Origin of the sequence: Massilia scottii (assembly GCF_030846495.1) — a bacterium.
GTDB classification, from domain to species: Bacteria; Pseudomonadota; Gammaproteobacteria; order Burkholderiales; family Burkholderiaceae_D; genus Telluria_A; species Telluria_A violaceinigra.
Window position 1 is genome coordinate 38,179 of sequence record NZ_JAVCWM010000003.1, and the last position, 17,672, is coordinate 55,850.

A 17,672-nucleotide genomic window follows, 5' to 3' on the forward strand; every position below is an offset into this window, starting at 1 on the left:
CGGAGTCCGGTTCCGCTCAAAAAACAGGCACTTGCGCTTTTGGTGTATCCTACGCCTATCGCAACAACGGCTCACGCCAACTATGCCAGAGCACCCTTATGACGTCCGAACGGACGCCAAGACCCACCGGTCACTGTTTGAACGCCTGACCGCACTGATCTCTCCCGAGCCCGAAAACCGCGCCGAGCTGCTTGAAGTCCTGCACGACGCCCATGAACGCAACCTGATCGACGCCGATGCGCTGTCCATGATCGAAGGGGTGTTCCAGGTCTCGGACCTGTCCGCGCGCGACATCATGGTCCCGCGCTCGCAGATGGACGTCATCGACATCAGCAAGCCGATCGAGGAATGGATGCCGCAGGTGCTGGAAACAGCCCACTCGCGCTTCCCTGCCATCGAAGGCGAACGCGACAAGGTCATCGGCATCCTGCTGGCCAAGGACTTGCTGCGCTATTACGCCGAAGAAACTTTCGACGTGCGCGACATGCTGCGTCCGGCCATCTTCATCCCCGAATCGAAACGCCTGAATGTGCTGCTGCGCGATTTCCGCGCCAATCACAATCACATGGCCATCGTCGTCGACGAATACAGCGGCGTTGCCGGTCTGATCACGATCGAAGACGTGCTTGAGCAGATCGTCGGCGACATCGAAGACGAATACGATTTCGATGAAGAAGAAGACAACATTCTGTCGATCAAGGAAGGCCAGCTCGGCCCGCGCTGGCGCATCAAGGCGCTGACCGAGATCAGCCAGTTCAACGAAGAACTCGGCACCAGCCTGCCGGAAGACGACGTCGACACCATCGGCGGCCTCGTTGCCAGCCATCTCGGCCGCATGCCGCACAAGGGCGACGTGTTCGATGTCGCCAACCTGCGCTTCGAGGTGCTGCGCGCCGACGCGCGCCAGGTTCACGTCTTGCTGGTAGAAAAACTGCCGCTGCCCGAAGACGAACACGATTGATGTTGCGCCGCTCGACCGTTCCGCTCGATCCGGCGCTGCGCGCCCCCCGCACCACGCTGCTGCCCATGCTGTTCGCCGCCCTCGCCGGCGCGACCAGCGTGCTGGCGTTCGCGCCCATCGGCTGGTGGCCGCTGCAAATCCTCGCGCTCGCCTTTTTGTTCTACCAGGTCGGCATGGACACCAATGTCCGCCGTAGCAGCCTGATCGGCTGGGCCTTCGGCTTCGGCTGGTCGGTTGCCGGCATGCATTGGCTGTACATCACCATGAATCGCTTCGGCAACATTCCGGGACCGATGGCGGTGGCGGCCGTGTGCCTGCTGGGCCTGTACATGGGCTTGTTCGGCGCCTTCGCCGCCGGTATTTCCACCTGGCTGCGGCGGCGCTGGTCGCTGCCGGTCGCCAGTTTCCTGCTGCTGGTATTGCCGTTCGCCTGGGGCTTGTCGGACTGGATGCGCGGCTGGATCATGACCGGCTTCCCCTGGGTTGCCACCGGTTACGCCCATAACGCCAGCCCGCTCGGCGGCTACGCCCCCATCGTGGGCGTGTACGGCATCGGGGTCATTGCCGCCGTGTGCGCCAGTTGCATCGTCATGCTGACCCAGCGCGCGCGCTGGCCCGGCATGGGCTTGCTCGGCGCCATCCTCGCGGCCGGCTATGGCCTGACCTTCGTCGCCTGGACCGCAGCGCAAGGCCAGCCGATCAGCGTGCGCCTGCTGCAAGGCAACGTCGAGCAAAAGAAAAAGTTTGATCCAGCTCATGTCATGCGCGCGCTGGACATGTATCGGGGCATGATTACCGCCCAGCCGGCCGACCTGATCGCCCTGCCGGAAACAGCCGTCGCCAGCCTGCCTGAGTACCTGCCGCCTGATTATTTGCCATCGCTCAAGAAATTTGCCGCCGACAGCGGCAGCCACGTGCTGTTCGGCATCCCCATGTCCGACGGCCCCGACAGCTATGCCAACAGCGCGGTCGGCTTCAGCCCGTCCGGACAATCTTACCGCTACGACAAGCACCATCTGGTGCCCTTCGGCGAGTTCGTGCCGCTGGGTTTCCGCTGGTTCGTCGACATGATGCGCATTCCTCTGGGCGACATGAGCCGTGGCGCCGAAGTGCAGCCGGCGTTTGCCGTCAAGGACCAGCTGGTGTTGCCGAATGTCTGCTACGAAGACGTCTTCGGTGAAGAAATTGCCATGCAACTGCGCAACATGCCGCAGCCGGCCACGATGCTCCTCAATGTCTCGAACCTGGCCTGGTTCGGCGAATCGGTGGCGATTCCCCAGCATGTGCAGATGTCGCAGATGCGTTCGCTCGAAACCGGCCGTCCGATGCTGCGCGCCACCAACACCGGCGCGACGGTCGTGATCGATGGCCGCGGCAAGATCGTCAATGCATTGCCGATGTACACGCACGGCACCTTGTCTGCCCAGGTGCAAGGGATGGGCGGCATGACGCCATTCATTCGCATGGGTAATTATCTGTTCCTCGCACTGGCGGCGCTGGCACTGGGTTTTGCCTGGTTTTCCGGTCGCACCTATGCAAAAACGCAGCAAACATGACATTGTCGTCACTTGCCCCCCAGCGTCCCGCTAAAACCCGCTAAAATTGGTCGTTTTAGCAAACTCATTCGTTCGCGCCGTCAGCCGCGCGACAGCCACCAAGATGCTCACATTTCAACAAATTATCCTGACCTTGCAAACCTACTGGGACAAGCAGGGCTGCGCCTTGCTCCAGCCATACGATATGGAAGTCGGCGCGGGCACCTTTCACACGGGCACTTTCCTGCGCGCGATCGGACCGGAACCCTGGCGTGCCGCCTACGTGCAGCCGTCGCGCCGCCCGAAAGATGGCCGCTATGGCGAGAACCCGAACCGCATGCAGCACTACTATCAGTATCAGGTGGTCCTGAAACCGGCGCCGGAAAACATCCTCGACCTGTACCTCGGTTCGCTCAAGGCGCTCGGCCTCGACCTGCAAAAGAACGATGTGCGCTTCGTCGAGGACGACTGGGAAAGCCCGACCCTGGGCGCCTGGGGCCTGGGCTGGGAAGTCTGGCTGAACGGCATGGAAGTGACGCAATTTACCTATTTCCAGCAAGTGGGCGGCCTGGACTGCAAGCCGGTGCTCGGCGAAATTACCTACGGCATCGAACGGCTGGCCATGTACCTGCAGGGCGTCGAGAATGTGTACGACCTGGTCTGGACGGAATGGGAAGAAGACGGTGCCAAGAAGTCGCTCAGCTACGGCGACGTGTTCCATCAGAACGAAGTCGAGCAATCGACCTATAACTTCGAACACGCCAACACCGACCTGCTGTTCACCCAGTTCGCCAACCACGAATCGGAAGCCAAGCGCCTGATCGAACTCGAACTGACCTTGCCGGCCTACGAGCAGATCATGAAGGCTTCGCACAGTTTCAACATGCTCGACGCGCGTGGCGCCATTTCGGTCACCGAACGCGCCGCCTACATCGGGCGCGTGCGCACGCTGTCGCGCCTGGTCGCACAAGCCTATTACGACTCGCGCGAAAAACTGGGATTCCCGATGGCTCCCAAAGCGCCGCTCGCCGCCTGAAAGATAAAACTAGAATGATGAACAACACCTTGCTGGTCGAACTGCTGACCGAAGAATTGCCCCCAAAAGCGCTGGCCAAACTGGGCGCCGCTTTCGCCGCCGGCATCGCCAACGGCTTGAAATCGCGCGACTTCCTCGGCGACGACAGCGTGGCCACCGCCTACGCCTCGCCGCGCCGCCTGGCTGTCTCGATCACCGGCGTGCGCGCCATGTCGCCCGATAAATCGGTGCGCGAAAAAGTCCTGCCGGTCAGCGTCGCACTCGATGCCGAGGGCAAGGGCACCGCGCCGCTGGCCAAGAAGCTGGCCGCACTGGGCGTACCCGACCTCGATATCAGCACGCTCGAACGCGCCGTGGACGGCAAGGCCGAAAGCCTGTTCTACACCCGCAGCGTGGCTGGCAGCGCGCTGCACACCGGCCTGCAGGCCGCGCTGGAAGAGTCAAGCGCCAAGCTGCCGATTCCCAAATTAATGAGCTATCAGCGTCCGGACGGCACCACCGTGCAGTTCGTGCGTCCGGCCCACAAGCTGGTCGCCCTGCATGGCGAGGCCGTCGTGCCTTTGACCCTGCTTGGACTGGCAGCCGGCAAGCAGACGCTCGGCCACCGCTTCCTGACCGACGGCGCGCCCCTTGCGATCGCGCATGCCGACCAGTACGCGGCCACGCTCGAAGCGCAGGGCAAGGTCATCGCCAACATCGACGCGCGCAAGGAAAAAATCCGCAGCGCCCTGCTGCAAAAGGCCGGCGCCGACCAGGTCCTGATGCCCGAGTCGCTGCTCGACGAAGTGTCGGCACTGGTCGAGTGGCCCGTGGTCTACGAGTGCCACTTCGAGGAAGAATTCCTGGCCGTGCCGCAGGAATGCCTGATCCTCACCATGCAGACCAACCAGAAGTATTTTGCGCTGACCGATGCCGAAGGCAAGCTGCGTTCGCGCTTCCTGATCGTGTCCAACATCGAAACAAGCGATCCGCAGCACATCATCGGCGGCAACGAGCGCGTGGTGCGTCCGCGCCTGTCCGACGCCAAGTTCTTCTTCGAGCAGGATAAAAAGAAGACGCTCGAATCGCGCCTGCCGCTGCTGGCCAATGTGGTCTACCACAACAAGCTGGGCACCCAGGCCGCGCGCTCGCAGCGCGTGGTGGCCATTGCCACCGACATCGCCCACACCATGGGCTACAACGAACAGCTGGCCGCGCGCGGCGCGCAACTGTCCAAGGCCGACCTGCTGACCGACATGGTGGGCGAGTTCCCTGAGCTGCAAGGCATCATGGGCACCTACTACGCGCGTCACGACGGCGAGCCGGAAGAAGTGGCGCTGACCGCGACCGAACACTATCAGCCGCGCTTCGCCGGCGACACCCTGCCGTCGACCGACACCGGCACCGCCGTGGCGCTGGCCGACAAGCTCGAAACGCTGGTCGGCATCTGGGGCATCGGCCTGCAGCCAACCGGCGAAAAAGATCCGTTCGCACTGCGCCGCCACGCGCTCGGCGTGCTGCGCATGCTGGTCGAAAAGCGCATGGACGTGTCGATCATCGCGCTGCTCGGCTACGCCAACGCGCGCTTCGAAGGCATTGCCGGCTTCACCGATCCGGTGCTCGACGTGCGCGCCTTCATGTTCGACCGCCTGCGCGGCGTGCTGCGCGAGCGGGGCTTTAGCGCCAACGAAGTCGAAGCCGTGCTCACGTCGCACGTGGACCGCCTGCACGACATCGTCGAGCGCCTCGACGCGGTGAAAGCCTTTGCCGCCCTGCCGGAAAGCGTCACCCTGGCCGAAGCGAACAAGCGCATCACCAACATCCTCAAGAAAAATGGCGCCGTCACCGGAGAGCCATCCGAAGCGCTGCTCAAGGAAGACGCCGAACGCACCCTGTTCGCGGCCATTACGCGCGTGCGCCCGGAAATCGATGCGGCTTTTGCGGCGCGCGACTTTGCCGGCACGCTGAAAACCCTGGCCCAGTTGCGCGACGACGTCGCCAAATTCTTCGACGACGTCATGGTGATGGACGAGGATCTGGCGCTGCGCAACAACCGCCTGGCGCTGCTGTCGGTCCTGCACGGCATGATGAACCGCGTCGCCGACATTTCCAAGCTGGCGGCCTAGGAGAGAGCTGCATGAAGATGATCATCCTCGATCGAGACGGCGTCATCAACCACGATTCGCCGGCCTTCATCAAGTCGCCGGCGGAATGGATTCCGATTCCCGGCTCGCTCGAAGCGATCGCCCGCCTGAACCAGGCGGGTTATCGGGTGGTCATCGCCTCGAACCAGTCGGGCATTGCGCGCGAACTGTTCGACATGGCGATCCTCAACGCGATCCACCAGAAGATGCACGCCAGCGCGCAGCAGGCCGGCGCGGCCATCGACGCCATCTTCTTTTGCCCGCACGCGGCCATCGACAACTGCGACTGCCGCAAGCCGAAGCCCGGCATGTTCGATGAAATCTCCAAGCGCTTCAAAATCAGCCTGAAAGGCGTGCCGACCGTGGGCGACTCGCTGCGCGACCTGCAGGCCGGTTTCATCAGCGGCTGCACGCCCTACCTGGTCCTGACCGGCAAGGGCGAAAAGACACGCGAAACCGGCGGCCTGCCGCCCGGCACCCAGGTCTTCCCCGACCTGGCGACGATGGTCAGCGCGCTGCTCAAGGTCAATGCCGCGGCAGCGCATATCCCCATCTGATTGTCGTATCCGACTCCCTCACCGACTCACGCATCCCCGGAGACTTCTTTGCTTCATACCATTCTGTTCCTGCGTTCCCTGCTGTTTACCGTGGTCATGGCAATCGCCACCATCGTGTGGGCCTGCGTGTGCTTCCTGGCCGCGCCGCTGCCGTATAACAAACGCTTCTGGGTCACCTCGCGCTGGAACGTCTTCGTGATCTGGTGCGCCAGGGTCATTTGCGGCATCCATTATCGATTCAAGGGCTACGAGAACCTGCCCGACGAACCGGCCATCGTGCTCTCCAAGCACCAGTCGGCGTGGGAGACGATTTTCCTGCTGCCGAACCTGACCCGCCCCCTGGTATTCGTCTTCAAGAAGGAGATTTTGTATATCCCCTTCTTCGGCTGGGCCATGGCGCTCCTGCGCATGATCCCGATCGACCGCAAGCAGGGCAAGCACGCCTTCAAGCACGTGGTGGCACATGGCAAACGCCGCCTGGCCAACGGCCAATGGATTATCATGTTCCCTGAAGGGACGCGCATCCCGGTCGGACAAAAAGGTAAATACAAAAGCGGCGGAACGCGCCTGGCGATCGAAACCAATGCGGTGGTGGTGCCGATCGCGCATAATTCAGGTGAATGCTGGCCCAAGAACTCTTTTCTGAAACGCCCCGGTGTGATCACGGTATCGATCGGCAAGCCGATTTCGCCGGACGGGCACACTCCTGACAGCTTGATGCAAGAGGTAGAAAATTGGATAGAATCCGAAATGCGCGTCATTTCGCCCCACGTCTACAGCGCTGGCTGAGTGGGGTCGGCGCCATGATCCAGGCAGCGGCGCCGCAGCAGACCGAGTCTTCTCCCAAGATCAACGGCGACCAGCTCGAACTGTTCGCCCAGGATTTTTTTGCGGCGCTGGAACCGGCCGCAAAGCAGTCCATCGCGCCGCAGCCGCTGTTCAAGGCGCCGCCGGCGCCGCCCAAAGTCGTTTTCCCCACGCCGGTGCGCGCACCGGACGCGCCGCCGCTGCGGCGCATCCAGCTCGGTTCCCACAACCTCGAATTTGAATTGCGCCGTTCCAGCCGGCGTTCGATCGGTTTCATGATCGACGACCATGGCCTGCGCGTCACCGCGCCCAGGCGCATCACCCTGGCCGACATCGACAACGCCATCCGTGCCAAGCAGCGCTGGATCCTCACCAAGCTGCGCGAACGGGGCGAGCGGCGCGCGCTGCGCCAGGAACGCGCGCCCGTGGTGTGGGTCGACGGCGCCCAGCTGCCCTACCTGGGCGCGAACATCACGCTGCGCCTGGAAGACGCGCCGCGCAGCCGCTGCGAGTTCGATGCCGATGCGCGCGTGCTGACGGTGGGCGTGGTGGCGGGACTGGCCGAATGGCAGTTGCAGGAGCGGGTGAAGATCTGGTTCCAGGCCGAGGCCAGGCGCCTGTTCGCCGAGCGGCTCGACCTGTATGGAGAAAAGCTGGGCGTGCGCCACGCCTCGCTGACGCTGTCGTCGGCCGGCACACGCTGGGGTTCGTGCACGGTCGACGGCCATATCCGCCTGAACTGGCGCCTGATCCACTATGCGCTGCCGCTGGTCGACTACGTGGCGGCGCACGAACTGGCCCACCTGATCGAAATGAACCACAGCGCGCGCTTCTGGGCCAGGGTGGAGTCGGTATATCCCGATTACGACGGCGCCAAGACGGCGCTCAAGCAGCGCTCGCAGGAAATGCCGGTGGTATTCACCGCCTGAAGCGCGGCGCGCCCTCAGAGCCGCGTGGCGGCGCGCACCGACTCGCCGAAGCGGACCATGCTCTCGCCCTGCGCGGCATTCAGGCAGCGGAACGGCACCGGCAGGGTACCGCGCTTGAGGACCATCATGAAGCCGCGCGAATAGCGCCGGATCGAGCACACATCGCCCCACGGTACCAGGGTCACGCCGCTGCCGCTGGCGCGCACGATGCCGTGCGTGTCGATCGTGAATTCGTAGGTATTGCGGGAACGCCCCTGCGTGACGAAATGCAGGGCCGCGGACGATGTACTCTTGGTTTGCATCCAGTACGTAGCAAGAGTACCGATGCGACGGCGGCGGATGATATATCCGGCATGCTGCCACATGAAGCTGACGTATTCCGGCAGCGTATAACGCACCGAAAACTGCACCGTTTCGGGTGCGCTGGCTGGCACCAGGCCCGGTCCGAGTACCGGCAGCGGCATCAGCGGCGCATCAATGGTGACGCGGCTCGCTGAATCGAGCCGTTCGCGTTGAACCAGCACGGCGACGGGTTTGCGGCTGCCCACCGGCTTTGGATGAATGAACCACATGTGTTTCCCCAGTTTCTATTTGTTGTGATCACATGTTACCAAAGCCTAATAAATCAATCGTCGCAATAAACCAACTGTGCGCGCCGTCGCGCCACGGTGGCGTTGTGCATATGCGGCGGCCTGCGCTCCCATGGCGGCGCGCGCGGCCGGGTCGGCGAGCAGGCGCGCCGCTTCGCTGAGCAGCGCGGCGGCGTCCGGCACGCGGATGGCGCCACCGTCGGCGATGGCGTCGTCGGTGGCCAGCGCAAAATTGAAGGTGTGCGGCCCGACCAGCACCGGTTTGCCGAGGGCGCAAGGCTCGATCAGGTTTTGCCCGCCCAGCGGCAGCAGGCTGCCGCCCACGAAGGCCACGTCGCATGCGGCGTAGTAGGCGAACATCTCGCCCATCGAGTCGCCCAGCAGTACCTGGGTGTCAATCAACTGCGCGACGTCCTCCTGCCCGATGGCCGAGCGGCGCCGCAGCGAAAAGCCGCGCTCCCTGACCAGCGCCGCCACCTCGTCGAAACGCTGCGGGTGGCGCGGCACGATCACCAGCAGCGGCGCCGGGCCGGCCGGCATCGCCATCTTCCTGAACGCGTCGAGGATCAGCGCTTCCTCGCCGTCGCGCGTGCTGCCGCACAGCAGCACCGGGCGTTCGCCGATGCGCGCGCGCAGCCAGGCACCCGTCTCCAGCGCCGCATCGGGCACCACCACATCGAACTTGATGCTGCCGGTGACTTCCACGTTCGGCGCGCCGAACGAGCGCAGGCGCGCCGCATCGGCCTCGGTCTGGGCGGCCACCAGGGCGATGCCCCGGCCGGCATCGGTCATCAGCTTGCCGAAGCGCTGGCCGCGCCGCAGCGAGCGTTCCGACAGGCGCGCGTTGACCAATGCGACCGGAATGCGCTCGCCGCAGGTGGCGATCAGGTTGGGCCAGACTTCGGTCTCCATCAGGATGCAGATGCGCGGCGTGAACTGGCGGATAAAGCGGTTCACCATGCCCACCGTGTCGTAGGGCAGATAGGCCTGGATCAGGCGCTCGCCATGTCTGGAAAACAGCGCCTTGCCGGTGGCGCGTCCGGTAGGGGTCATGTGGGTCAGCAGGATGCGGCTGTCGGGATAAGCCTGGACCAGTGCGTCGATCAGCGGTTCGGCGGCGCGCGTTTCGCCGACCGACACCGCATGCACCCAGATCGTGTGCCAGCCGGCCACGCGGCCGCCATAGAAGCCGAGCCGCTCGCGCCAGTGCTGGCGGTAGCCCGGTTCCTTGAAGCCGCGCCACCACAGTCGCCCCAGCACCAGCGGCAAGGCCAGGTACCACATGACGCTGTAGAAGGTGCGCATCAGGCCGCGCCCCGCAGCTGCTTGACGGCGGCCAGCACCTCGGCCACGGCGGGCGGTGCGCCCTTGTCGCCCAGGTTGATGATGTGCGGCGACCAGTTGCCTTCGGTCTTCCACTTGGGCGAGTCGCAATAGAGCTCGATCACGGGGCGCATGAAGGCGGCGGCGATGTGGGTCAGGCCGGTGTCGACGCCGATCGCCAGCGCCGCGTTGCGCGCCAGGCTGACCGCTTCATCCATCGACAGCCTGGGCAGCACGGTGGCATTCGGCAGGCTGGCCGCCAGCGTGTCGGCTTCGGCCTTTTCAAGCGGCGAACCCCACGCCAGCAGCACCGGCAAGGGCGCCAGCGCGCGGCCGGTGGCGATCCAGTTCTCGGGTGCCCATTTCTTGGCGTCGCGTGCGGTCCCGTGGAAGAACACCGCGTAGTCCCCGGCCGGCATCCATGCCGGGCGGTTGGCGTGATCCGGTCCCGGCAGGCCGAAGTCGGGCTGGGTATCGACCGCGTAGCCAAGCGCCGCGGCGGCCACCAGGCGCCCGCGCGCGACCGCGTGCGTGCGCGGATCGGTAGGAATGCTTTGGGTGTGGAAGATGCGCGAGATGCCTTCGTAGCCCGAGCCTTCGCTGCCGTTGGCCAGGCCGACCTTGCGCCCGCCCTTGGTCACGCGCGCCGCACCCATGATGATGCCGGTCTTGAGCAAGCCCTGGGTATCGAACACGTAGTCGTACTGCTCTTCGCGCACAGCCTTGAAGAAGCCGCGAATTTCCATGCGCGTCTCCTTCTTGCCGAGGCTCTTGCGCCAGCGCCGCAAGGCGAACGGAATGATGCGGCGCACGTGCGGGTTCAGGCGCACCAGGCTGACATAGCCCTCCTCCACCACCCAGTCGATGTTGGCGTCGGGATGGTGGCGCAGGATGTCGGCCACCATCGGCAGGTTGTGCAGCACGTCGCCCAGGGACGACACGCGCACCAGCAGGATGTTCAGGCGCGCCAAGCTTGGCTCGCGCTCAGAACGGCAGTTCGGCGTCGGGCCGCACGGCCACGATCACGCGCCTGAATTCGCTCTGGATGCGGCGCAGCGCTTCCGGCGTTTCCGCTTCAAAGCGCATCACCACCACCGGCGTGGTGTTGGAGGAACGCGCCAGGCCGAAACCGTCCGGGTATTCGACGCGCAGGCCATCGATGTCGATGATGCGCTCGGAGCCGGGGAAGGTGGCTTCATTGCGCAGGCGCTCGATCAGGGCCGCGTTCTCGCCTTCGGCCAGATGCAGGTGCAGTTCGGGCGTGCTGTCGGACTGCGGCAGCGCGTTCATCATGGCCGACGGATCGCTTTCACGGGTCAGCAGTTCCAGCAGGCGCGCGCCGGAATACAGGCCGTCGTCGAAACCGTACCAGCGGTCCTTGAAGAAGATATGGCCGCTCATTTCGCCGCCCAGCGGAGCACCGGTTTCGCGCAGCTTGGCCTTGACCAGCGAGTGGCCGGTCTTCCACATCAGGGGACGGCCGCCATGCTTGGAAATCCATGGCGCCAGGTGGCGCGTGCACTTGACGTCGTACAGGATCTCGGCGCCCGGATTGCGCGACAGGACATCGGCCGCGAACAGCATCATCTGGCGGTCCGGATAGATGATCTGGCCATCCTTGGTAACCACGCCCAGGCGGTCGCCGTCGCCGTCGAAAGCGATGCCGATTTCGGCGTCGGTCTCCTGCAGGCAGCGGATCAGGTCCTGCAGGTTTTCCGGATGGGCCGGATCGGGATGGTGGTTCGGGAAGGTGCCGTCCACTTCGCAGAACAGTTCGATCACTTCGCAGCCCATGCCGCGATACAGGTCGCCGGCAAAGGCGCCGGCCACGCCGTTGCCGCAGTCGACCGCGATTTTCATCGGGCGCGCCAGCTTGACGTCGCCGATGATGCGCTCCAGGTAAGCGGCGCGGATGTCGTGGGTGCTGTAGGCGCCCGGCGTGGCGGCGGCGCTGTGGTCATGGGCGGCAATGCTGTCGGTTATGCTGTGATACAGCGCCTGGATGGTCTCGCCGTGAATCGCTTCGCCGGCCAGCACCATCTTGAAGCCGTTGTAGTTGGGCGGATTGTGGCTGCCCGTGACCATGATGCCCGAGGCCGCGCCCAGCACGTTGGTGCCGAAATAGACCATCGGCGTTGCCACCACGCCCAGGTCGATCACATCGACGCCGGACGCCTGCAAGCCTTCTGCCAGCGCTGCAGTCAGTTCCGGACCGGACAGGCGCCCGTCGCGGCCGATCACGACGGTGCGTTCGCCCTTGGCCAGCGCGGCCATGCCGAACGCCTGGCCGATCTGGCGCGCGATGCCGGCGTCGAGCGTGCTGCCGATGACTCCGCGAATGTCGTAGGCTTTGAAGATCGTCTTGGAAAGTGGAAGCATGGGATAGAAACCTTAGGAAAGTCGCGGCGCGGCAGGATGCTGGCGGGAACCTTGGAAAACCGTAGCGAGCGGTGCAGGTTTCGTTCGAGACGCGCAGCCGTACGAAGGTACGGTGAGCATCGCAGGGCGAAACTTGCGCCGCGCAGCAGGTTTGTCGAGGTTCCTGGCGTGCGCCATGCAGGAACAGGCGGTACCGGGCTTGCAAACAGTGCGTCGGGATGAATGAGGGGGAAAGCGCTTAAAAGAACGTGGTTGATATTGTAGCGGCAAGCGGGGCTGTTGGGAATTGCCGGCCCGCCGATCCTGCCGCTACATGGAAAACGACTAGACGCGCAGTTTGTCGATCGATTTGCCGCCGTCGATCCATTCCTTTACCCATTTCGGCTGGCGGCCGCGGCCAGTCCATTGTTGGGCTGCATTGTCCGGATGACGATAACGCACGGCCACGCTGCCGGTCTTGGCGCGGATGCCGGTACCAATCAGGTCCTTTAGTGGCACACCAACGCTCTGTGCAATTGCCAGAATCTGTTCGCGCGCCTTGGCGACTTCCTGGTGCTCGCGCTTCTTCATTTCTTGCTTGATTTGATCCTGCAGGTTGCGCAGGTCACCAACGGACATATTTGACAGATCCATCATCGTTCCTTCAAAGTGGGTTGAAACAAATTAAGTGAAATCTCACCAATTGTCGCAATATACTACATCCGTGTATTAATGCTAGTCCTTCTTGCGAAGTATGAGCCAGCGGGGTGACTTAAATCGAACAATACGCGCATACAGCCACACATAACTGACGACGAACAATAAACAGAAAAAAATCAATACGCCCGTGTCTTTCCAGAACACCGTGGCCGGGATTACCGCCATCAGGGAAAACATCCACAGGTAGGGCGATGTTAACGAATTGCGGCGCATCAGGGCGCGCGCTTCTTTGCGTCCGACCGCCCATTGCACGATGCGCCGGAAAATCAGGCTGTGCAGGTGAATTCCATCGGGCATCGCGGGGGATTTGCCGCGCAAGAACATGCGGCGATAGGCGGAGAAAATCGTTTCAAAGGCCGGATATATCAACAGCAACGCCGCATACCAGGTCGACACTTCGGGGTTGCGCATTACCAGCAGCAGCGCCAGTTCGCCCAGCATGAAGCCGATAAAATACGCACCGCCGTCGCCCAGGAATATCAGGCCGACCGGGTAATTCCAGATCAGGAAGCCGGCCGTGGCGCCCGCCACCATCAGCGCCGCCACCAGCACGAACACATCGCCCACCTGCCATGCCACATAACCAAGCGAGATCAGCATACAAATGGTTACCACGCTGGCCAGACCATTAAAACCATCGATGATATTAATCGCATTGGCGATCCCGGCCACCGCCAGCACGGTCAGCGGCACCGCCACCCAGATATACATGATGCGCCACGAACTGAAGGGAAAGTCAATACGGTCGAGTTTGGCGTCGAGCAAGAAATAACCAAGCAAGGCGGCCGCCATCGTCAATACCAGGCGGCGCAGGGCGCTGACATTGCCGGTATAGTCTTCGACGATGCCGCCGACAAATGCAACGCCCGCGCACATCATCAGCGACATCAGCCAGCCGGCCATGGCCGGCACGCGCCAGATCGAAATGAGCGCGCTGATGACGACCGCCATGAAAATCGGCAGCCCGCCAATGCGCGCCACGGTATGCGAGTGGACTTTTTGGACGCCGAAGAAATCGGCATCGAGCGCGGGGCCATGCAGCCTGGCCTGCTTGATCACAAGCAGGGTCAGCAAGGCGGAAGCGACAAAACTCACGAGAAATGAAAACATTATTATTTATATATGCAAAAACGCGGGCAGGCTCGTGCCCTACCCGGCGGACCAACGCATGCGGTGAATGTTGCCGTCGCCATGATCTGGTGTGAAGGTAATCCGTGATTGTACCGGATTACCTGCCCCTTAATTACGCCACAATGGGGGCCTGCGGGCGGCGATGCGCAGGTTTTATGCAAAAAAGAGCGCCATCGGCGCCTGTTGCGGCGCTTTTGCTCAATCCTGCGCGAGGCCGCCGCTTGCGGCCGCTGTCGCCAGGCAATCGGCCAGGGCGGCGTGCCAGTCCGGCAATGGGCCGCACAGGGCCATCAATTTGCTGGAATCTAAAAGGGAATTGGCGGGCCGGCGCGCGCTGGCGCCGTACTCGGCGGCGGTGATCGGGATCACCTGGCAGCTTGACCCGGTAGCGGCAAAAATCGCTTCGGCAAAGCCGGCCCAGCTGGTCTGGCCCTGGCTGCTGAGGTGGTACAGGCCGCCGTGCCGCTCCCACCACGGCGCGCCGCCCGCCAGCGCCAGGCCCAGCAGGCGGGCGCTGGCATCGGCCACCGTGCGGCTCCAGGTGGGTGCGCCGTGCTGGTCGGCGACGATGCGCAACTGCGCGCGGTCGCGTGCCAGGCGCAGCATGGTCAGCAGAAAATTATTGCCACGCATGCCATACAGCCAGCTGGTGCGCAAAATCAGATGTGGAATCCCGGCGGCGGCAATCGCCTGCTCGCCGGCAAGCTTGCTCTGTCCATAGACATTCAGCGGCGCCGGCGTATCGGTCTCGATGTAAGCGCCGCCGCTGCTGCCGTCGAACACGTAATCGGTGGAATAATGCAGCAGCGCGGCGCCCAGCGCGCGGGCTTCCTGCGCCATCAGGGCGGGCGCATCGGCATTGATGCGCAGCGCCAGCGCGCCCTCGGCTTCGGCACGGTCCACGGCCGTATAGGCGGCCGCGTTGACGATCAGCGCGGGCCGCACGGCGCGCAGCACGGCGCGCAGCTGGTCCAGATCGGCCAGGTCGCACGCGCCGCGCCCGGGCATGACCAGTTCGCCCAGCGGACGCAGGCTGCGCGCCAGTTCATGCCCGACCTGCCCGCTTGCGCCGGTGAGTAAAATCCTCATGGAAACACGTCGGACTGCGCCAGCAGCGCACCCTTGCTATCCTTGCCCGATAACATGGGCAACCCGCGCAGGGGCCACTCGATACCGATATCGGGATCGTTCCAGAGAATCACCCGTTCCAGCTCGGGCGCCCAGTAATCGGTGGTTTTGTACTGGACTTCGGCGCTCTCGCTGGTGACGATGAAGCCGTGCGCGAAGCCGGGCGGCACCCACAGCTGACGCTGGTTTTCGGCCGACAGATCGAGTCCGATCCAGCGCCCGAAAAAGGCCGACGATTGACGCAAATCGACCACCACGTCATAGACGGCGCCGGCGCTCACGCGCACCAGCTTGCCTTGCGGCTGGGTGATCTGATAATGCAGGCCGCGCAACACATTCCTGGCCGATTTGGAATGATTATCCTGGACAAAATGGGCGGCGACACCGGTCAGCTGCTCGAATTTGCGCTCGTTGAAACTTTCGAAGAAAAATCCCCGGTCGTCGCCGAACACGCGCGGCTCCAGGATCAGCACTTCGGGAATGGCGGTGGGCGTGACTTTCATCAGAAAATCCTATCATTTAAGACTTGCAGCAAATACTGCCCGTAAGCATTATCTTTTATCGCTTGGGCCAGCGCTTCCAGGTCGGCGGCGCTGATAAAACCCTTGCGGTAAGCAATTTCCTCGGGGACCGCGACTTTCAAACCCTGGCGCTTCTCGATGGTGGCAATGAATTGCGAGGCGTCCAATAGCGATTCATGGGTGCCGGTATCGAGCCAGGCCAGTCCGCGCCCCATCACTTCCACCCGCAATTGCCCGGCGGCCAGATAGGCACGGTTAACATCGGTAATCTCCAGTTCGCCGCGTGCGGAAGGCCGGATCGACGCGGCGATGTCGCACACCTGCTTGTCGTAAAAATACAGACCGGTCACCGCGTAATGCGATTTCGGCAGCCGCGGCTTTTCCTCGATCGACAGCGCATTCCGGTCCCGGTCGAATTCCACCACCCCGTAACGCTCCGGATCGTGCACGTGATACGCGAATACCGTGGCGCCATCGGCGCGGGCATTGGCCATGTTCAATTTATGATCAAGTCCATGACCGTAATAAATGTTGTCGCCCAAAATCAATGCCGAAGGCTGCGCGCCGACAAAATCGCGCCCGATAATGAACGCTTGCGCCAGGCCATCGGGCGACGGCTGCACCGCGTAGCGCAGGTTAATGCCCCAGGCGCTGCCGTCGCCCAGCAGCGCGTGAAAACGCGGCGTATCCTGCGGGGTCGAAATGATCAGGATATCGCGCATCCCGGCCAGCATCAGGGTCGTGAGCGGATAATAAATCATCGGCTTGTCGTACACCGGCAGCAATTGCTTGGAGACGCTGGTGGTGACCGGATACAGGCGCGATCCGGAGCCGCCCGCCAGGATAATGCCCTTGCGCGCCAGCGCCGCCGTCATGCCGCCGCTCCCGCATCCGCCAGCCCGTTCCGATAAGCGCCCGAGGCGATAGCGGCCGCCCATGCGCGGTGCTCCAGGTACCAGCGCACGGTATTGGCGATACCGCTGCCGAACGTCTCGGCCGGGGCCCAGCCCAATTCGCGCTGCAGCTTGCCGGCATCGACCGCATAACGCCGGTCGTGGCCCGGGCGGTCCGCCCCATGCACGATCTGGCTGCGATAACCGGCCGCGCCGACCGCGCGCGGCAGCGCGGCGTCGAGCAGATCGCACAGGGTGTGTATCACATCGATATTTTTCATTTCATTGCAGCCGCCGACGTTATACACCTCGCCCGGCCGCCCGGCCTCCAGAATGCGGCGCAGCGCCGCGCAGTGGTCGCCCACATACAGCCAGTCGCGCACCTGCTGCCCGTCGCCGTACACCGGCAGCGGCTTTCCGGCCAGCGCATTGGCAATCATCAGGGGAATCAGCTTTTCGGGGAACTGGCAGGGACCATAGTTGTTCGAGCAATTGCTGGTCAGGGTCGGCAAGCCGTAGGTGTGATGGCAGGCCCGCACCAGATGGTCCGACGCCGCCTTGGAAGCCGCATACGGGCTGTTTGGCGCATACGCGGTGCGCTCGGTAAAGGCCGGCTCGCCCGGCCCCAGGGTGCCATACACTTCATCGGTCGACACGTGCAGGAAGCGAAACGCGCTTTTCTGCGCGCTGGCCAGGTCCTGCCAATACGCGCGCGCCTCCTCGAGCAGCGCGAAGGTGCCATTGATATTGGTGGCGATGAACTCGCCCGGGGCGTCGATCGAGCGGTCCACATGGCTCTCGGCGGCGAAATGGAGCAGCGCGCGCGGGCGGTGCCGCTCCAGCAGCTGCGCCACCAGAACGCGGTTGCCGATATCGCCCTGCACGAACAGATGGCGCGGGTCGTCCTTGAGCCGCGCGAGATTATTCAGATTGCCTGCATACGTCAGTTTATCGAGATTCAATACCGGCTCGTCGCCGAGCGCGAGCCAGTCGAGGATGAAATTGGATCCGATAAAACCGGCACCACCGGTTACAAAAATCATTTAGTATCCGCGGAGGT

General features: G+C 63.4%; 17 protein-coding genes. 7 read left to right on the forward strand and 10 right to left on the reverse strand.

All coding sequences use genetic code 11. The annotated features are described in order from the left end of the window. The first annotated feature begins 82 nt into the window (after nt 1-82). From RBA41_RS04370 to RBA41_RS04400, 7 genes are all read left to right on the forward strand, one after another. Nucleotides 83-961 (forward strand): CorC family transporter, encoded by an 879-nt coding sequence (locus tag RBA41_RS04370; protein WP_054268494.1) that lies wholly within the window; start codon nt 83-85, stop codon nt 959-961. Beyond that, complete coding sequence (gene lnt, locus RBA41_RS04375; protein ID WP_306621430.1) at nt 961-2,517, forward strand: apolipoprotein N-acyltransferase; 1,557 nt, start codon at nt 961-963, stop codon at nt 2,515-2,517. Before RBA41_RS04370 ends, lnt begins: the two co-directional genes overlap by 1 nt. A 103-nt stretch (nt 2,518-2,620) precedes the next feature. Then, nucleotides 2,621-3,532: a glycine--tRNA ligase subunit alpha gene (gene glyQ / locus RBA41_RS04380; protein ID WP_306621432.1), complete on the forward strand. Its 912-nt coding sequence runs from the start codon at nt 2,621-2,623 to the stop codon at nt 3,530-3,532. 17 nt (nt 3,533-3,549) lie between these two features. Beyond that, the gene (gene glyS / locus RBA41_RS04385; protein ID WP_306622030.1) at nt 3,550-5,637 is read left to right on the forward strand and encodes a glycine--tRNA ligase subunit beta; all 2,088 of its coding nucleotides are present in this window, start codon (nt 3,550-3,552) and stop codon (nt 5,635-5,637) included. 11 nt (nt 5,638-5,648) lie between these two features. Further along, complete coding sequence (gene gmhB / locus RBA41_RS04390) at nt 5,649-6,212, forward strand: D-glycero-beta-D-manno-heptose 1,7-bisphosphate 7-phosphatase (protein WP_306621434.1); 564 nt, start codon at nt 5,649-5,651, stop codon at nt 6,210-6,212. A gap of 96 nt (nt 6,213-6,308) precedes the next feature. Continuing rightward, on the forward strand, nt 6,309-7,001 hold the full coding sequence (locus RBA41_RS04395; RefSeq protein ID WP_374709491.1) for a lysophospholipid acyltransferase family protein: 693 nt from the start codon (nt 6,309-6,311) through the stop codon (nt 6,999-7,001). 14 nt (nt 7,002-7,015) lie between these two features. Continuing rightward, a complete protein-coding gene (locus RBA41_RS04400) occupies nt 7,016-7,948 on the forward strand; it encodes a M48 family metallopeptidase (RefSeq protein WP_306621438.1) in 933 nt (310 codons plus the stop codon). 14 nt (nt 7,949-7,962) lie between these two features. On the opposite strand, the gene RBA41_RS04405 is transcribed toward RBA41_RS04400, so the two are convergent. From RBA41_RS04405 to rfbB, 10 genes are all read right to left on the reverse strand, one after another. Further along, nucleotides 7,963-8,520 carry a YcxB family protein gene (locus RBA41_RS04405; protein ID WP_306621440.1) on the reverse strand — a complete coding sequence of 186 codons (558 nt, stop codon included), beginning with the start codon at nt 8,518-8,520 and terminating at the stop codon, nt 7,963-7,965. A 45-nt stretch (nt 8,521-8,565) separates the two neighbouring features. Further along, on the reverse strand, nt 8,566-9,843 hold the full coding sequence (gene waaA, locus RBA41_RS04410; protein ID WP_306621442.1) for a lipid IV(A) 3-deoxy-D-manno-octulosonic acid transferase: 1,278 nt from the start codon (nt 9,841-9,843) through the stop codon (nt 8,566-8,568). Next, complete coding sequence (waaC, locus tag RBA41_RS04415) at nt 9,843-10,823, reverse strand: lipopolysaccharide heptosyltransferase I (protein WP_306622032.1); 981 nt, start codon at nt 10,821-10,823, stop codon at nt 9,843-9,845. Before waaC ends, waaA begins: the two co-directional genes overlap by 1 nt. Nucleotides 10,824-10,845: 22 nt before the next feature. Next, on the reverse strand, nt 10,846-12,240 hold the full coding sequence (locus tag RBA41_RS04420) for a phosphomannomutase/phosphoglucomutase (RefSeq protein ID WP_306621444.1): 1,395 nt from the start codon (nt 12,238-12,240) through the stop codon (nt 10,846-10,848). Between the two features lie 324 nt (nt 12,241-12,564). Then, nucleotides 12,565-12,873: an H-NS histone family protein gene (locus RBA41_RS04425; protein WP_099875222.1), complete on the reverse strand. Its 309-nt coding sequence runs from the start codon at nt 12,871-12,873 to the stop codon at nt 12,565-12,567. Between the two features lie 81 nt (nt 12,874-12,954). Next, on the reverse strand, nt 12,955-14,049 hold the full coding sequence (locus RBA41_RS04430) for a glycosyltransferase family 4 protein (RefSeq protein ID WP_306621447.1): 1,095 nt from the start codon (nt 14,047-14,049) through the stop codon (nt 12,955-12,957). Between the two features lie 219 nt (nt 14,050-14,268). Continuing rightward, nucleotides 14,269-15,159 carry a dTDP-4-dehydrorhamnose reductase gene (gene rfbD, locus RBA41_RS04435; protein ID WP_306621449.1) on the reverse strand — a complete coding sequence of 297 codons (891 nt, stop codon included), beginning with the start codon at nt 15,157-15,159 and terminating at the stop codon, nt 14,269-14,271. Continuing rightward, nucleotides 15,156-15,701, reverse strand: coding sequence for a dTDP-4-dehydrorhamnose 3,5-epimerase (gene rfbC / locus RBA41_RS04440; protein ID WP_306621451.1), 546 nt, complete (start codon nt 15,699-15,701; stop codon nt 15,156-15,158). The genes rfbD and rfbC overlap by 4 nt, the downstream gene beginning before the upstream one ends. Continuing rightward, nucleotides 15,701-16,594, reverse strand: a complete 894-nt coding sequence (gene rfbA, locus RBA41_RS04445; protein WP_306621453.1) for a glucose-1-phosphate thymidylyltransferase RfbA — start codon at nt 16,592-16,594, stop codon at nt 15,701-15,703. Before rfbA ends, rfbC begins: the two co-directional genes overlap by 1 nt. Further along, a complete protein-coding gene (rfbB, locus tag RBA41_RS04450) occupies nt 16,591-17,655 on the reverse strand; it encodes a dTDP-glucose 4,6-dehydratase (RefSeq protein ID WP_306621455.1) in 1,065 nt (354 codons plus the stop codon). The genes rfbA and rfbB overlap by 4 nt, the downstream gene beginning before the upstream one ends. Nucleotides 17,656-17,672 lie beyond the last annotated feature (17 nt).

Excerpts from the sequence above, each read along its gene's own strand:
- RBA41_RS04370 (WP_054268494.1), top strand. The coding sequence starts at position 83 with ATGCCAGAGCACCCTTATGACGTCCGAACGGACGCCAAGACCCACCGG.
- lnt (WP_306621430.1), top strand. The coding sequence starts at position 961 with ATGTTGCGCCGCTCGACCGTTCCGCTCGATCCGGCGCTGCGCGCCCCC.
- glyQ (WP_306621432.1), top strand. The coding sequence starts at position 2,621 with ATGCTCACATTTCAACAAATTATCCTGACCTTGCAAACCTACTGGGAC.
- glyS (WP_306622030.1), top strand. The coding sequence starts at position 3,550 with ATGAACAACACCTTGCTGGTCGAACTGCTGACCGAAGAATTGCCCCCA.
- gmhB (WP_306621434.1), top strand. The coding sequence starts at position 5,649 with ATGAAGATGATCATCCTCGATCGAGACGGCGTCATCAACCACGATTCG.
- RBA41_RS04395 (WP_374709491.1), top strand. The coding sequence starts at position 6,309 with ATGGCAATCGCCACCATCGTGTGGGCCTGCGTGTGCTTCCTGGCCGCG.
- RBA41_RS04400 (WP_306621438.1), top strand. The coding sequence starts at position 7,016 with ATGATCCAGGCAGCGGCGCCGCAGCAGACCGAGTCTTCTCCCAAGATC.
- RBA41_RS04405 (WP_306621440.1), bottom strand. The coding sequence starts at position 8,520 with ATGTGGTTCATTCATCCAAAGCCGGTGGGCAGCCGCAAACCCGTCGCC.
- waaA (WP_306621442.1), bottom strand. The coding sequence starts at position 9,843 with ATGCGCACCTTCTACAGCGTCATGTGGTACCTGGCCTTGCCGCTGGTG.
- RBA41_RS04420 (WP_306621444.1), bottom strand. The coding sequence starts at position 12,240 with ATGCTTCCACTTTCCAAGACGATCTTCAAAGCCTACGACATTCGCGGA.
- RBA41_RS04425 (WP_099875222.1), bottom strand. The coding sequence starts at position 12,873 with ATGGATCTGTCAAATATGTCCGTTGGTGACCTGCGCAACCTGCAGGAT.
- RBA41_RS04430 (WP_306621447.1), bottom strand. The coding sequence starts at position 14,049 with ATGTTTTCATTTCTCGTGAGTTTTGTCGCTTCCGCCTTGCTGACCCTG.
- rfbD (WP_306621449.1), bottom strand. The coding sequence starts at position 15,159 with ATGAGGATTTTACTCACCGGCGCAAGCGGGCAGGTCGGGCATGAACTG.
- rfbC (WP_306621451.1), bottom strand. The coding sequence starts at position 15,701 with ATGAAAGTCACGCCCACCGCCATTCCCGAAGTGCTGATCCTGGAGCCG.
- rfbA (WP_306621453.1), bottom strand. The coding sequence starts at position 16,594 with ATGACGGCGGCGCTGGCGCGCAAGGGCATTATCCTGGCGGGCGGCTCC.
- rfbB (WP_306621455.1), bottom strand. The coding sequence starts at position 17,655 with ATGATTTTTGTAACCGGTGGTGCCGGTTTTATCGGATCCAATTTCATC.